We start from the raw sequence: 14,866 nt of genomic DNA, 5'->3' as shown, positions 1-14,866 counted from the left end.
GGAGCACATGAGCAGTGGTGCTTGGACCGGTGCGGCGGTGGCCGCTGTCACAGCCGCGTACGCGCTGGGTTCGCGGCGGCTTTCCACGACGCCGGTCTCGTCGGCAATGGTGTTCGTCGGTGCGGGCGTCCTCATCGGGCCGGCGGTGCTGGACATCGTCGACCTGACGCACGACGCCGCGCCGATCATCGCGCTCCTCGAAGTCACCCTGGCGCTGCTGCTCTTCACCGATGCCATGACGATCCGCAGACGGGACCTCCGGACCGGTGGCTTCCTCCCCGGGCGGCTGCTCGGCATCGGGCTTCCGCTGACCATCGGGGCCGGCTGGCTGCTCGCCTGGCCTCTGCTGCCGGGACTCACCCTGTGGGAGCTCGCGCTCGTCGGCGCCGTCCTCGCCCCGACCGACGCCGCCCTCGGGAAGACCGCCATCACCCACCCCCGGGTTCCGGCGCTCGTCCGTCACGGACTGAATGTCGAGAGCGGCCTGAACGACGGCATGGTGCTGCCCTTCTTCCTCCTGTTCCTGGCGGCCATCCCGGGCACGCACTACGCGGCGGAGGGCGTGGCCGGGGTCTTCTGGCGGGCCCTGGTGCTGAGCACCGTCCTGGGTCTGCTGGTCGGGTGGGCCGGTGGCCGGCTGCTGCAGTGGTCCCGGGCCAGGGGATGGGTCACGCGGGAGTGGCGGCACGTCTATCTGCCGGCCGTCGCGGCCGGGGCGTACGAACTCGCCGTGGTGACGGAGGGCAGCGGCTTCATCGCCGCGTGGGTCGCCGGCTTCGCCTGCGGGTTCGCCCTGCGCAGGCACCCGGCCGGCGGCGACGAGGAGCGCCCCGACCATACGGCCGAGTTCACCGAGAACCTCGGCGAGCTGCTGGCCTCGATCAGCCTCCTCGTCTTCGGGGCGGTCCTGCTCGGCCCCGCGCTGGAGCACCTGAGCTGGCGGATCGTCGTGTACGCCGTCCTCAGCCTCACCGTGGTCAGGATGCTGCCCGTGGCTCTCTCGCTCGCCGGGAGCGGTCTGCGGCTGCCCACCGTGGCGTACATCGCCTGGTTCGGGCCGCGCGGTCTGGCCTCCGTGGTCCTGGCGCTGCTCGTGGTGGAGGAACACGTCCCGGGGGTGGAGCTGCTGGGAAACGTGGTCGCGATCACCGTCGGCCTCAGCGTCCTCCTGCACGGCGTCTCGGCGGTCTCGCTCGCCGAGCGGTACGGCCGCTGGCACGAGAAGGCCGCGGCCACCACTCCCGACCTGCGCGAAGGCACCCCCGTCACCGCAACCCCCGTCCGCCGCAGACTCGGCCGCTCGCACCCACCGGAGAAGTAAGACCCCGGCGCCGGATGGTGTGGGGTGGCTCACAGAGGGGCCGGCCGGGGGCGGCCTCGCGGCATCCGGGTGACTTGGGCGTGTCGGACCGCTCGCGTCCACGCGCGCTGTCCGAACAATGGGGGACGCGAGGGCGAAGGCCCCGCACAAGCGCGGCCGGACTCGTCCGACCAGGGAAAGTGCCTGGTCAGATCGATTCTTCTGCACCAAGCGCTGGTGGGGCGGGTGGGACTCGAACCCACGGCCGACGGATTATGAGTCCGCTGCTCTAACCGGCTGAGCTACCGCCCCGAACGGTGAGGCGCGTACATGTGTGCGCGCCGTCTGCCGCAGCATAGCCGCTCATACGATCTCCTGCTCCGGAAGATCAGGCTCTGCTGACCATGAAGACCGCGGGCCGCCGCGCATGGTTCCCCGGGACGCGAAAAAGGACCCCGAAGGGTCCTCTTTCGTTCTGCTCCCCCGGCTGGACTCGAACCAGCAACCCTCCGGTTAACAGCCGAATGCTCTGCCAATTGAGCTACAGGGGATCGCGCTCCCCCGACTGGACTCGAACCAGTAACCTGCCGATTAACAGTCGGCTGCTCTGCCAATTGAGCTACAGGGGATTGCTGCGTTGCACCGAACGTACCCAGTCCGGCCGTACCGGGAGGGCGCTCGCTCGCTGCGAGACATACATTAGCGCAAGCAGGGGGGTGCTCCGCCAATCGGTATCCCCAGGGCCTCCAGGGAAGGATCGCAGCCGTGCGGTACAAGCTGACGTTCGTCGTGGGCCTCGCCCTCGGTTACGTGGTCGGCACGCGGGCAGGACGCGAGCGCTACGAGCAGATGAAGAAGTCCGCCAGGGACTTCACGCAGAACCCGGCCGTGCGCAACGCCGCCGAGTCGGCGGCCCAGACCGGCCGCCAGGTCGCGGGCAAGGCGATGCACGCCGTGAGCGACACGGTGGGCGACAAGCTGCCCTCCTCGCTGACCGACCGGGTCCACGCGCTGCGCGAGCGCAGCCGGGGGAACGGGCGCGTCGAGGACGACGACTGGGGCACCACCAACACCTGATCCCCGTCCGGGCCCCGCGTGCGGCAGAATCACATGTCATGGGGATAGTCGCCGGACTCGACAGCTCTGCAGGATTCACCCGCATCGTCGTCTGTGACGCGGACACGGGTGCCGTACTGCGCCAGGGATACGCCCCTCACCAGGGCGAACCGAAGGCGGCCGAGGTCGATCCGCAGACCTGGCTGCTCTCGCTCGGGGAGGCCGCCACCGGCGGGCTCCTTGAGGGCGTGCAGGCCATCGGCGTCTCCGCCCAGCAGCACGGGCTCGTGCCGCTCGACGCGCAGGGCGGTCTCGTGCGGCCCGCGCTCGTCGGCAACGACAAGCGGGCGCAGGTCGCCGCCGCCGACCTCGTCGAGTCGCTGGGCGGGCGCCAGGCGTGGGCCGAGGCCGTCGGCTGCGTGCCGGGCTCCGGGCAGCCGGTCGCCAAGCTGCGCTGGCTGGCCCGTACGGAACCCGAGAACGCGCAGCGGACCGCCGCGGTCCTCCAGCCGCACGACTGGCTGGTCTGGCAGCTCCTCGGCAGGCCCGCGCGCCGCACCACCGACCGCGGCGCCGCCTCCGGCACCGGCTACTGGTCGCCCCGCACCGGCGCGTACCGCCCCGATCTCGTGGAACTGGCGCTCGGACACCAGGCCGTGCTGCCCGAGGTCCTCGGCCCGGCCGAGGCCGCCGGCACCACCCCCGAGGGGCTCCTCATCTCCGCCGGCACCGGCGAGACGATGGCCGCCGCCCTCGGGCTCGGGCTCGCTCCCGGCGACGCGGTGGTCTCGCTCGGCGCCTCCGGCTCCGTGATGGCCGTCCACCACGAGGCCCTCGCCGACCCGGGCGGCATGATCACCTCCTTCGCCGACGCCACCGGCATGCACCTGCCCGTCGTCCCCACCTCCAACGCGGTGCGGGCGCTGCGCGGCACCGCCGAGATGCTGGGAGCGGAATCGCTCGAGGAGCTCTCCGCGCTCGCCCTGAAGTCGACGCCCGGGTCCTCCGGGCTCGTCCTGCTGCCCTATCTGGAGGGCGAGCGCACCCCGAACCTGCCGCACGCCGCGGGCACGCTCAGCGGGCTGCGGCGCGAGTCGATGAAGCCCGAGCACCTGGCGCGGGCCGCGTTCGAGGGCATGCTCTGCGCGCTCGCCGACGCCATGGACGTGCTGCGCGGGCGCGGGGTCGAGGTGCGGCGGATCTTCCTGCTCGGCGCCGCGGCCGGCCTCCCGGCCGTACAGGCCCTGGCGCCGGCGCTCTTCGGCGCGCAGGTCGTCGTCCCCCAGCCGGCCGATTACGCGGCGCTCGGCGCGGCCCGGCAGGCCGCCTGGGCCCTCGGGGTCGCGCGGGGCACCCTGTCGCCCTCCGCTCCCCCGGCCTGGCAGGGGGCCGCCGCCCAGATCCTGGAGCCCGGCGAGGAGCTGGCGACCGGGCAGGCCGTGCGGCAGCAGTACGTGGCGACCCGGGAGCAGATCCACCCGGGTGCGTTCGGTCAGTAGACGGTCGGGAGAGCCGGGGGCCAAACCTCCGGTTCGTAAAGTCTTTGCCAGGGCTCGCCCGCGCCCCGAAAACCGAGTCGTCTCCCACAGGAGCGCGGGCGATAGTAGGTCCCGTGCTCATAAGACTTCTCCGAACCCACCTCCAGCCCTATCGAAAACCCATCGCGCTGCTCGTCCTCCTGCAGTTCCTGCAGACCTGCGCGAGCCTCTACCTGCCGACCCTGAACGCCGACATCATCGACAACGGTGTCGTCAACGGGGACACCGGCTACATCCTGCGTTTCGGCGCGCTGATGGTCGCCGTCTCCGTCGTGCAGGTCGTCTGCAACATCGGGGCGGTCTACTACGGCGCCCGGACGGCCTCCGCACTCGGCCGGGACGTGCGCGGTGCGATCTTCGACCGGGTGCAGTCCTTCTCCGCCCGGGAGCTCGGGCACTTCGGCGCGCCCTCGCTGATCACCCGTACGACCAATGACGTGCAGCAGGTCCAGATGCTGGTCCTGATGGCGTTCACCCTGATGGTCTCCGCGCCGATCATGTGCGTCGGCGGCATCGTGATGGCGCTCGGCCAGGACGTGCCGCTGTCGGCCGTGCTGCTCGCGGTGGTGCCGGTCCTCGGCATCTCCGTCACCCTCATCGTCCGGCGGATGCGGCCGCTCTTCCGGACCATGCAGGAGCGCCTCGACACCGTGAACCGGGTGCTGCGCGAGCAGATCACCGGCAACCGCGTCATCCGGGCCTTCGTGAAGGACGGGTACGAGGAGGAGCGGTTCCGCCGGGCCAACGCCGATCTGACCGACGTGTCGATGGCGACCGGCCGGCTGATGGCGCTGATGTTCCCGGTCGTGATGACCGTCGTGAACGTCTCCAGCGTGGCCGTCGTCTGGTTCGGCGCCCACCGCATCGACAGCGGCGGGATGGAGATCGGCGCGCTGACCGCCTTCCTCGCCTATCTGATGCAGATCGTGATGTCCGTGATGATGGCCACCTTCATGTTCATGATGGTGCCGCGTGCCGAGGTGTGCGCCGAGCGCATCGAGGAGGTCCTCGCGACCGAGTCCAGCGTCGTGCCGCCGGCCGAGCCGGTGACGACCCTCGACCGGCGCGGGCATCTGGAGGTCAGGAGCGCGGACTTCCGCTATCCGGGCGCCGAGGAGTCGGTCCTCAAGGACGTCGGGCTCGTCGCCCGGCCCGGCGAGACGACCGCGATCATCGGGTCCACGGGCAGCGGCAAGTCGACGCTCCTCGGGCTCGTCCCGCGGCTCTTCGACGCCACCGGCGGCGAGGTCCTCGTCGACGGTGTCGACGTGCGGAAGCTCGACGCGGCGCTGATGGCGCGGACCGTGAGCCTGGTGCCGCAGAAGCCGTACCTGTTCTCCGGGACGGTGGCGACGAACCTGCGGTACGGGAAGCCCGACGCGACCGACGAGGAGCTCTGGCACGCCCTGGAGGTCGCCCAGGCGGCCGACTTCGTCCGCAAGCTGGAGAACGGGCTGAACGCCCCGATCGCGCAGGGCGGCACGAACGTCTCCGGCGGTCAGCGGCAGCGGCTCGCGATCGCGCGGACGCTGGTGCAGAAGCCGGAGATCTACCTCTTCGACGACTCCTTCTCCGCCCTGGACTACGAGACCGACGCCCTGCTGCGCGAGGCGCTCCGGCAGGAGACGGCGGACTCGACGGTGGTGATCGTCGCCCAGCGGGTGTCGACCATCCGGGACGCCGACCGGATCGTCGTCCTCGACGAGGGCCGGGTCGTCGGCACCGGCCGGCACCAGGAGCTGATGGCGGAGAACGAGACGTACCGGGAGATCGTGCTCTCCCAGCTGACCGAGGCGGAGGCAGCCTGATGGCCGGTCCTGGCGGACGCATGATGGCCGGTGGCGGCCCCGACCAGCGGTCGATGGATTTCAAGGGGTCGAGCAAGCGCCTCCTCAAGCAGCTGGCGCCCGAGCGCGCCACGCTCTGGGTGATGCTGCTCGCGGGTGTGCTGTCGGTGGCGGCCTCCGTGGTCGGGCCGAAGATCCTCGGCAAGGCGACCGACCTCGTCTTCGCGGGCGTGGTCGGGCGGCAGACGGCCGACGCCCCCTCGAAGGCGGACGCGATCGCGGGGCTCCGCGCCTCGGGCGACTCCGGCATGGCGGACATGCTGTCCGGGGTCGACTTCACCCCCGGGCAGGGCATCGACTTCACCGCGGTCGGCGAGGTCCTGCTCTGGGTCCTCGCGGTCTACGTGGCGGCGGGCCTGCTCATGCTGGTCTCCACCCGCCTGTCGATCAAGGTGATCAACCGGACGGTCTTCCGCATGCGCGAGGACGTCCAGACGAAGCTGGCGCGGCTGCCGCTGTCGTACTTCGACAAGGCGAAGCGCGGCGAGGTGCTGTCCCGGGCGACCAACGACATCGACAACATCTCGCAGACGCTCCAGCAGTCAATGGGTCAGCTGATCAACTCGTTGCTCACGATCGTCGGCGTGCTGGCGATGATGTTCTGGATCTCGCCGCTGCTCGCCCTGGTGGCCATCGTGACGGTGCCGGTCTCGGTCTTCGTCGCGGCGAAGATCGGCAAGCGCTCGCAGCCGCACTTCGTGCAGCAGTGGAAGTCCACGGGCACGCTCAACGCGCACGTCGAGGAGATGTACACCGGGCACAACCTGGTGAAGGTCTTCGGCCGGCAGGAGGAGTCCGCGCGGGACTTCCGCGAGCAGAACGAGGCGCTGTACGAGGCCGGGTTCAAGGCGCAGTTCAACAGCGGTGTGATGCAGCCGGTGATGTTCTTCGTCTCGAACATCAACTACGTCCTGGTGGCCGTCGTCGGCGGTCTGCGGGTGGCGAGCGGCACGCTCTCCATCGGTGACGTGCAGGCCTTCATCCAGTACTCGCGCCAGTTCTCGATGCCGCTGACGCAGGTCGCGTCGATGGCGAACCTGGTGCAGTCGGGCGTGGCCTCGGCGGAGCGGGTCTTCGAGCTCCTCGACGCCGAGGAGCAGGAGCCGGACGCCCCGGCGAGCGAGCGCTCGAACGACCTGGCGCCGGCGGACTTCAAGGGCAAGGTCGCCCTGGAGGGGGTGTCCTTCCGTTACGAGGCGGACAAGCCCCTCATCGAGGACCTGTCGCTCACCGTGGAGCCCGGTCAGACGGTCGCGATCGTCGGTCCGACGGGCGCCGGCAAGACGACCCTCGTGAACCTGCTCATGCGGTTCTACGAGGTGACGGACGGCCGGATCACGCTGGACGGGACGGACATCGCGACGATGTCCCGCGAGGACCTGCGCAAGGACATCGGCATGGTCCTCCAGGACACCTGGCTCTTCGGCGGCACCATCGCCGACAACATCGCGTACGGCGCGACGCGCGAGGTGACCCGGGCGGAGATCGAGGAGGCGGCGCGGGCGGCGCACGCCGACCGTTTCGTCCGTACCCTCCCCGACGGGTACGACACGGTCATCGACGACGACGGCGCGGGGGTGAGCGCGGGCGAGAAGCAGCTGATCACCATCGCCCGGGCGTTCCTGTCCGACCCGGTGATCCTCGTCCTCGACGAGGCCACCAGCTCGGTCGACACCCGCACCGAGGTGCTGATCCAGAAGGCGATGGCCCGACTGGCCCACGGGCGTACGTCGTTCGTCATCGCGCACCGGCTCTCCACGATCCGGGACGCGGACGTGATCCTGGTGATGGAGAGCGGCTCGATCGTCGAACAGGGCACGCACGAGGAGCTGTTGGCGTCCGGCGGGGCCTACTCCCGCTTGTACGCAGCGCAGTTCGCGCAGGCGGTCGCCGAGGTCGACTGACCCGGCATGTGACCCATGCCGCATGATGTGCGGCATGGGTCACATCACCAAGAGTTCCTGGGTGCCGTCGGTTCCGCTGCGAGTGAGCGTCGAGGGCGTGGAGTTGGCGGCGCTGCTGCTCGGCGCGGACGGCCGGGTCCGCGGGGACGCGGACATGGTCTTCGACGGGCAGCCGGTCCATCCGTCCGGGTCGGTCCGGCACGAATCGGCGGCGCTGGTCCTCGCGTTGGGCGATGTGGAGGCGGGCGTCGAGCGGATCGTGATCGGCGGTCCGGCGGGCGGCGGCGCCCTGACGGCGGTCGCCCCGGACGGGACGGCCGTCGCCGCGTACACCGTGCCGGGCACGCCGGACGTCACCGCCGTCACCTTCGCGGAGTTCTTCCGGGAGTCGGGTGGCTGGAAGTTCGGCCCGCTGGGGACGGGGTACGCCTCCGGGCTCGCGGGCCTCGTCACGGAGTACGGGATCGAGGTGGCGGAGGAGGAGCCGGTCGCGTCCGGTCCGGTCCCGCTGACCGGCGTGGCGAAGAGGCCGGGGCAGGCCCGGCCCGCCGACGGCGGCCTCCTGGACGGGCCGGCACCGACGCCCGCACCGGCCCCCACCGGGCCGTTCCCGCCGGCCGACCGGCCGTACGAACTGGCCGAGGGCTGGAAGTTCGGCCCCCTCTTCGAACCCTTCGTCGCCGAGGGGTACGGCAACGACGTGATCGCCCTCGACGACCGGGTCGGGACCGGCCCCGTCCTCGTCGAGCTCGCGCACGAGGACTACGGGTACGTGGGCCTCTTCCCGCTCGACCGGCGCAACAAGGACGACGGCTACCTCTTCAACGACCTCCTGCCCGGCTTCCGGGGCAGCGCGGTCGCCACGGTCCCCAAGGGCCGGCCGCTGCGCATGCGGCTCTCCGCCGAGAACCGCTGGATCCTGCGGGTGAAGCCCCTCGCGGCCGCCCGCCGCCTGGAGGGAACGCTGAGCGGCTACGGCCCCGAGGCGCTGCTCTACCTCGGCAACGGGGCGGACCTCCGAGTGGAGTTCGAGGGCAGGATGAACGACGGCAACGGCTATGTCGGCATCCAGGGTTACGGGGTCGAGGGACGCGCCGACGGACGCCTGCCCGACATGGACCTGCTCCTCAACGAGGTCGGGTCGCTCCGGCAGACCGTCCCGGTCCCGCGAGGACCGCAGCTGCTGAGTCTCCGCGCCGAGGGCGCGTGGACGTTCACGGTCAAGGAGCTGGACTAGTCCAGATAGCCGCGCAGTTGGTCCGCGTAGGCGTGGTCCCTGAGTTTGTTGAGGGTCTTGGACTCGATCTGGCGGATGCGTTCGCGCGTCACGCCGAAGATCCGGCCTATCTCCTCCAGGGTGCGGGGTCGGCCGTCGTCGAGGCCGTAGCGGAGCTGGACGACCTTCCGTTCGCGTTCGCCGAGGGTGGAGAGCACGTCCTCCAGGTGGCGGCGGAGCAGCAGGAAGGCGGCGGACTCGACAGGTGAGGCGGCGTCACCGTCCTCGATGAGGTCGCCGAGGGCGACGTCATCCTCCTCGCCGACGGGGGCGTGCAGGGAGACCGGTTCCTGGGCGAGGCGGAGGACCTCGCCGACCCGCTCGGGGGCCAGGTCGAGCTGGGCGGCGACCTCCTCGGCGGTGGGTTCGTAGCCCCGCTCCTGGAGCATGCGGCGCTGGACGCGGATGACCCGGTTGATGAGTTCGACGACGTGCACGGGGACGCGGATGGTCCGGGCCTGGTCGGCGAGGGCCCGGGACATCGCCTGGCGGATCCACCAGGTCGCGTACGTGGAGAACTTGTAGCCGCGCGCGTAGTCGAACTTCTCGACGGCCCTGATGAGGCCGAGGTTTCCCTCCTGGACGAGGTCGAGCATGGTGAGGCCGCGGCCGACGTACCGTTTGGCGACGGAGACGACGAGGCGGAGGTTGGCCTCGATGAGCTTGCGTTTGGCGATCCGGCCGAGGACGACGAGCCGGTCCAGGTCGGCCGCCAACCGGGTTTCCAGGTCGGGGGTGTTGGCGAGTTTCTCCTCGGCGAAGAGTCCGGCCTCGACGCGCCGGGCGAGGTCGACCTCCTCCTCGGCGGTGAGGAGCGGGATGCGGCCGATCTCGCGGAGGTACTGGCGGAAGAGGTCGGAGGAGGGCCCGTTGCCACCGAGGTCGGTGCGGCGCCGCTGGACCGGGACCTCGGGTTCCTCGTCGAGTGCGGGTTCTGGCTCCGCGGGGTGCGGTGGCTGTTCCTGGGACGCGGACACGGACACGGACTCGGTCTGGGTCTGCACGGGGGGCGACCTCCAGGGCGGGTGATCGCTGCCGGTTCGGAGGGGCCATACGGCAGCGGGACGGCACCGTCAACCAGTGTGGGGTACGACACATCGCCGCCACGAGGGGCGTGCGGTGACTTTTTGAATCCGCCGGGTCACCGACGGTCAGAGGGTGCCCACGGCCAGAGGGACGCCGACCGCCGGGCGAGCGCCGGCGGTCAGAGGGCTCCGGCGCCGTTGTTCCGCAGGGACTGCCCGTACTGGGTGAGCACCCACAGCTCGTTCTGCACGGCCGAGAGCTGTTCCGGGTCGCCGTTCGCGCCGAGCCGGGCCAGGGTGCCCTGGACGTCGCGGATGCGGCGGTCGACGGCGCGCAGCCGGACGGTGACGAGCTGGTCGCCGGCGTAGGCCTCGTCGACGTTCTTGGCGAAGATCGTCTCGACGGCGAGCTCGGTGACGAGGGCGCGGACGCCGTCGTTGGGGGCGGCCTCGCGGACGGTGTCGAGGTAGTCGGAGGGGGCGCCGGTGGCGCCGCCCGCGTCCTGGACGCACTGGCGGACGGCCGCGTAGGGCGGGGCGGTGAACTCGTCGATGCCGTACGCGTCGAAGGCCGGGGAGACCAGTTCGGGGCGCTGGAGGGCGAGCTTGAGGAGTTCGCGCTCGGTGCGGTGGGCGGGGCTGCGCAGGTTGAGCGCGGGGCCGGAGGCGGCGGCCGGGGCCGGGGTGTCGTAGCCGCGCTGCGGGGCCTGCTGCTGCGCGGGGCCCTTGCCGCCGCGGTCGCGGGCCCAGCGGGCGAGCTGGGCGACCCGCTTGACGACGAACTGGGTGTCGAGGATGCCGAGCATGCCGGCGAGCTGGACGGCGACCTCGTGCTGGGCCCCGATGTTCTTGATGCGGGCGACGACGGGGGCGGCCTCGTCGAGGGCGGCGGCGCGGCCGGCCGGGGTCTCCAGGTCGTAGCGCTTCACGATCTGGCGGAGCGCGAACTCGAAGAGCGGGGTGCGGGGCTGGACGAGTTCGGCGACGGCCGCGTCGCCCTTCGCGAGCCGCAGTTCGCAGGGGTCCATGCCGTCGGGGGCGATGGCGATGTACGTCTCGGCGGCGAACTTCTGGTCGTCCTCGAAGGCGCGCAGGGCGGCCTTCTGGCCGGCGGCGTCGCCGTCGAAGGTGAAGATGACGCGGGCCGAGCCGTTGTCCATCAGGAGGCGGCGGAGGATCTTGATGTGGTCGCCGCCGAAGGCGGTGCCGCAGGTGGCGATGGCGGTGGTGACGCCGGCGAGGTGGCAGGCCATGACGTCGGTGTAGCCCTCGACGACGACGGCCCGGCTGGCCTTGGCGATGTCCTTCTTGGCCAGGTCGACGCCGTAGAGCACCTGGGACTTCTTGTAGATCGGCGTCTCGGGCGTGTTGAGGTACTTGGGGCCGTTGTCGTCGTCGCGGAGCTTGCGCGCGCCGAAGCCGACGACCTCGCCGCCGACGTCCCTGATCGGCCACATGAGGCGGCCGCGGAAGCGGTCGATGGGGCCGCGGCGGCCGTCCTGGGAGAGGCCGGAGACGATCAGTTCCTTGTCGGAGAAGCCCTTGCCGCGCAGGAAGCGGGTGAGGTGGTCCCAGCCGGCCGGGGAGTAGCCGACGCCGAAGTGGGCGGCGGCGGCCTGGTCGAAGCCGCGCTCGGCGAGGAACTTCCGGCCGATCTCGGCCTCGGGCGAGTCGAGTTGGTCGATGTAGAACTGGGTGGCGACCTTGTGGGCCTCGATGAGGCGGATGCGCTCCCCGCGCTGGTGGCCGGGGTTGTAGCCGCCTTCCTCGTACCGCAGGGTGATGCCCGCCTTCGCGGCGAGGCGCTCGACCGTCTCCGAGAAGGAGAGGTGGTCGATCTTCATCACGAAGGCGAGGGTGTCGCCGCCTTCCTGGCAGCCGAAGCAGTGGAAGAGACCCTTGCTGGGGCTGACCTGGAAGGAGGGCGACTTCTCGTCGTGGAAGGGGCAGAGGCCCTTGAGGTTGCCGCCGCCCGCGTTGCGCAGCTGGAGGTACTCGGACACGACGGAGTCGATCGGGACCGCGTCCCGGACCGCCTTCACGTCGTCATCGTTAATCCTGCCTGCCACGCATGAAGTGTACGGGGGTCCGGGGGTCGCCCCCCGGGGAAATGTCGGGGCCGGGGACGGACGGGTTACGAGACCAGGCTCTCCAGCGGCACGGAGGGGTCGGCGAGGGCCTCCGGGTCCACGGCCGTACGGGAACGGATGAGCTGCTGGATGGGGTCTGTGACGTCCCACACATTCACGTTCATGCCCGCGAGGACCCGGCCCTCCTTCAGCCAGAAGGCGATGAACTCGCGCTTGCCGGTGTCGCCGCGCACGACGACCTGGTCGTACGTGCCCGGGGGCGCCCAGCCGGAGTACTCCATGCCCAGGTCGTACTGGTCGGAGAAGAAGTAGGGCACCCGGTCGTAGGAGACGTGCTGCCCGAGCATGGCGCGGGCGGCGGCCGGGCCGCCGTTGAGGGCGTTGGCCCAGTGCTCGACGCGGAGCCGGGTGTGGAGCAGCGGGTGGTGGGCGGCGGCGACGTCCCCGGCGGCGTAGACGTCGGGGTCGGAGGTGCGCAGCGACTCGTCGACGGCGATGCCGCCGCCGTCGGCCCGGTCTACGAGGGCGAGACCGGAGTTCTCGGCGAGGGCCGTACGGGGGGCGGCGCCGATCGCGGCGAGCACGGCGTGCGCGGGGTGTTCCTCGCCGTCGTCGGTGCGGACGGCGAGGACCATGCCGTCCTGGCCGACGATCTCGGTGAGCTTCACGCCGAAGTGGAAGCGGACGCCGTGGTCGCTGTGGAGGTCGGCGAAGAGCTGGCCGAGCTCGGGGCCGAGGACGCGGTGGAGCGGGGTGGGCTCGTACTCGACGACGGTGACCTCTGCGCCGTAGCCGCGGGCCGCGGCGGCGACCTCCAGGCCGATCCAGCCGGCGCCGGCGATCACCAGGTGGCCGTTGTCCCGGCCGAGGGCCGCGAGGACCTGGCGGAGCCGGTCGGCGTGGGCGAGCCGGCGCAGGTGGTGGACGCCGGCGAGCTCGGTGCCGGGGACGTCGAGGCGGCGCGGCTCGGCGCCGGTGGCGAGGAGCAGTTTGTCGTAGCGGATGACGGTGCCGTCGCCGAGGCGGACCGTGCGGGCCTCGCGGTCGACGGCGGTGACGGACTGGCCGAGGTGGAGCTCGACGTCGTTCGCCGCGTACCAGGCGGCCTCGTGGACGAAGACGCTGTCGCGCTCCTTGGCGCCGGTGAGGTAGCCCTTGGAGAGGGGTGGGCGCTCGTAGGGGTGGTCGCGTTCGTCGCCGATGAGGATCACCCGGCCGTTGAACCCCTCGGAGCGCAGTGTCTCCGCCGCTTTGGCCCCTGCCAGGCCTCCGCCGACGATGACAAAGGTCTGATCTGCGTCGACCACGTCGATTCCTCCTCGTTGCGACCGCTTCCAACCTACGCCCCCGGGCGTTCGTCGGGCCGTACCGCCTCGGGGCGTGCATGCGAGCGTCCCGCAACCGGCGGGGTGACGGAAGAGGGCCGACCCCGGCTCGTCTCAGCTGTGGTGGGGGCGGAGGCGGGTGTGGAGGGCGCGGGCGGAGGCGTCGGTGAGGGAGGCGATCTGGTCGACGATGACGCGCTTGCGGGCCCGGTCGTCGCGCGCCGCGTCGAAGGCGGCCCGGAACTGGGGTTCGAGGCCGTCGGGGGCGCGGACGACGAGGGCCTCGGCGAGTTCGGCGACGACGACGCGCTGGTCGGCGCGGAGCACCTCCTGTTCGGCGCGCTGCATCACGTACCGGTCGGCGACGGCCTTGAGGACGGCGCATTCGTTGCGCGCCTCGCGGGGGACGACGAGCTCGGCGCCGTACCGGGTGAGGCGGCCGGAGCCGTACGCCTGGCGGGTGGCGCCTTCGGCGGCGAGGCAGAGGCGGCCGATGAGCTGGCTGGTGGCGTCCTTGAGGCGGGCCTGGGCGACGGCCGAGCCGTCGTAGCCGTGCGGCCACCACTCCTGGTCGACGAGCCGGTCGAGGGCGTCGGCGAGCTCCTGCGGGTCGGTGTCCTCGGGGACGTAGCGGCCGATGGCGACGGTCCAGATGTCGGCGCGCTCGGGTTCGGCGAGGAGCATGTTGGGGTCGATGTGGCCGGCGTGCAGGCCGTCCTCGAAGTCGTGGACGGAGTAGGCGACGTCGTCGGACCAGTCCATGACCTGGGCCTCGAAGCACTTGCGGTGGGCGGGGGCGCCCTCGCGGATCCAGGCGAAGACGGGGAGGTCGTCCTCGTACACGCCGAACTTGGGCGAGCCGGGGTCGTCGGGGTGGCCGCCGCGCGGCCAGGGGTACTTGGTGGCGGCGTCGAGGGCGGCCCGGGTGAGGTTGAGCCCGACGCTGACGAGCTCGCCGTCCCCGTCCTTCACGAAGCGCTTGGGTTCGATGCGGGTGAGGAGGCGGAGCGACTGGGCGTTGCCCTCGAACCCGCCGCAGTCCTTGGCGACGTCGTTGAGCGCCTGCTCGCCGTTGTGCCCGAAGGGCGGGTGGCCCATGTCGTGGGAGAGGCAGGCGGCCTCGACGAGGTCGGGGTCGCAGCCGAGGGCGGCGCCGAGCTCGCGGCCGACCTGGGCGCACTCCAGGGAGTGGGTGAGCCGGGTGCGGGGGCTGGCGTCCCAGGCGTGGCTGCGGGTGCCGGGGGTGACGACCTGGGTCTTGCCGGCGAGCCTGCGCAGGGCGGCGGAGTGCAGTACGCGGGCGCGGTCGCGCTGGAAGGCGGTGCGGCCGGGGCGCTTGTCGGGTTCGGCGGCCCAGCGCTCGGTCGCGGCGGAGTCGTAGCCGGGCGTGTCGGTGGTGCCGGTGGTGCCGGTGGTGCCGGTGGTGTCGCCGATGCCTGCGTTGCCTGCCATGCCTTCGATGCCGTCCATGCCCCGAAGGTAACCGGAGGGACCGACAGAAGAGC

10 protein-coding genes and 3 tRNA genes are annotated in these 14,866 nt (G+C 71.6%); 6 read left to right on the top strand and 7 right to left on the bottom strand.

Annotated features, from left to right (window positions below; translation table 11 throughout):
- The first annotated feature begins 7 nt into the window (after positions 1 to 7).
- Positions 8 to 1,321 (top strand): cation:proton antiporter, encoded by a 1,314-nt coding sequence (locus tag ACZ6K0_RS15820; RefSeq protein WP_469228727.1) that lies wholly within the window; start codon positions 8 to 10, stop codon positions 1,319 to 1,321.
- A 214-nt stretch (positions 1,322 to 1,535) separates the two neighbouring features.
- On the opposite strand, the gene ACZ6K0_RS15815 is transcribed toward ACZ6K0_RS15820, so the two are convergent.
- The 3 genes from ACZ6K0_RS15815 to ACZ6K0_RS15805 all read right to left on the bottom strand — a co-directional run bounded on the left by ACZ6K0_RS15815 (position 1,536) and on the right by ACZ6K0_RS15805 (position 1,929).
- Positions 1,536 to 1,612: transfer RNA gene (locus ACZ6K0_RS15815), tRNA-Ile, on the bottom strand.
- Positions 1,613 to 1,778: 166 nt separating this feature from the next.
- A tRNA-Asn gene (locus tag ACZ6K0_RS15810) sits at positions 1,779 to 1,851 on the bottom strand.
- Between the two features lie 5 nt (positions 1,852 to 1,856).
- Positions 1,857 to 1,929: transfer RNA gene (locus ACZ6K0_RS15805), tRNA-Asn, on the bottom strand.
- 136 nt (positions 1,930 to 2,065) lie between these two features.
- Here ACZ6K0_RS15805 and ACZ6K0_RS15800 point away from each other — a divergent pair.
- The 5 genes from ACZ6K0_RS15800 to ACZ6K0_RS15780 all read left to right on the top strand — a co-directional run bounded on the left by ACZ6K0_RS15800 (position 2,066) and on the right by ACZ6K0_RS15780 (position 8,882).
- On the top strand, positions 2,066 to 2,377 hold the full coding sequence (locus ACZ6K0_RS15800) for a YtxH domain-containing protein (protein WP_376406178.1): 312 nt from the start codon (positions 2,066 to 2,068) through the stop codon (positions 2,375 to 2,377).
- A 38-nt stretch (positions 2,378 to 2,415) separates the two neighbouring features.
- Positions 2,416 to 3,855, top strand: coding sequence for an FGGY family carbohydrate kinase (locus ACZ6K0_RS15795; protein WP_469228728.1), 1,440 nt, complete (start codon positions 2,416 to 2,418; stop codon positions 3,853 to 3,855).
- Between the two features lie 113 nt (positions 3,856 to 3,968).
- Positions 3,969 to 5,702: an ABC transporter ATP-binding protein gene (locus ACZ6K0_RS15790; protein WP_469228731.1), complete on the top strand. Its 1,734-nt coding sequence runs from the start codon at positions 3,969 to 3,971 to the stop codon at positions 5,700 to 5,702.
- Positions 5,702 to 7,645, top strand: a complete 1,944-nt coding sequence (locus ACZ6K0_RS15785; protein WP_376406172.1) for an ABC transporter ATP-binding protein — start codon at positions 5,702 to 5,704, stop codon at positions 7,643 to 7,645. The genes ACZ6K0_RS15790 and ACZ6K0_RS15785 overlap by 1 nt, the downstream gene beginning before the upstream one ends.
- Positions 7,646 to 7,679: 34 nt before the next feature.
- Entirely contained in the window at positions 7,680 to 8,882 is a 1,203-nt protein-coding gene (locus tag ACZ6K0_RS15780; RefSeq protein WP_376406170.1) for a TerD family protein, read from the top strand.
- Here the strand turns inward: ACZ6K0_RS15780 and ACZ6K0_RS15775 are convergent.
- From ACZ6K0_RS15775 to ACZ6K0_RS15760, 4 genes are all read right to left on the bottom strand, one after another.
- Positions 8,879 to 9,925: an RNA polymerase sigma factor gene (locus tag ACZ6K0_RS15775; RefSeq protein ID WP_376406168.1), complete on the bottom strand. Its 1,047-nt coding sequence runs from the start codon at positions 9,923 to 9,925 to the stop codon at positions 8,879 to 8,881. The two genes, ACZ6K0_RS15780 and ACZ6K0_RS15775, sit on opposite strands and share 4 nt — an antisense overlap.
- 200 nt (positions 9,926 to 10,125) lie before the next feature.
- Positions 10,126 to 12,015 carry a DNA primase gene (gene dnaG, locus ACZ6K0_RS15770; protein ID WP_376406166.1) on the bottom strand — a complete coding sequence of 630 codons (1,890 nt, stop codon included), beginning with the start codon at positions 12,013 to 12,015 and terminating at the stop codon, positions 10,126 to 10,128.
- A gap of 65 nt (positions 12,016 to 12,080) precedes the next feature.
- A complete protein-coding gene (locus ACZ6K0_RS15765) occupies positions 12,081 to 13,343 on the bottom strand; it encodes an NAD(P)/FAD-dependent oxidoreductase (protein ID WP_469228734.1) in 1,263 nt (420 codons plus the stop codon).
- Positions 13,344 to 13,475: 132 nt separating this feature from the next.
- Positions 13,476 to 14,831: a deoxyguanosinetriphosphate triphosphohydrolase gene (locus tag ACZ6K0_RS15760; protein ID WP_469228735.1), complete on the bottom strand. Its 1,356-nt coding sequence runs from the start codon at positions 14,829 to 14,831 to the stop codon at positions 13,476 to 13,478.
- Between the last annotated feature and the right edge of the window lie 35 nt (positions 14,832 to 14,866).

This window comes from Streptomyces sp. NPDC042346 (genome assembly GCF_055581845.1).
The sequence above is the reverse complement of the archived record's forward strand: the minus strand, read 5'-3'. Positions and strand labels throughout refer to the sequence as shown.

Bases quoted from the DNA above. Each gene is read 5' to 3' on its own strand.
- ACZ6K0_RS15820 (WP_469228727.1), top strand. From the start codon at position 8: ATGAGCAGTGGTGCTTGGACCGGTGCGGCGGTGGCCGCTGTCACAGCC.
- ACZ6K0_RS15795 (WP_469228728.1), top strand. From the start codon at position 2,416: ATGGGGATAGTCGCCGGACTCGACAGCTCTGCAGGATTCACCCGCATC.
- ACZ6K0_RS15785 (WP_376406172.1), top strand. From the start codon at position 5,702: ATGGCCGGTCCTGGCGGACGCATGATGGCCGGTGGCGGCCCCGACCAG.
- ACZ6K0_RS15780 (WP_376406170.1), top strand. From the start codon at position 7,680: ATGGGTCACATCACCAAGAGTTCCTGGGTGCCGTCGGTTCCGCTGCGA.
- ACZ6K0_RS15760 (WP_469228735.1), bottom strand. From the start codon at position 14,831: ATGGACGGCATCGAAGGCATGGCAGGCAACGCAGGCATCGGCGACACC.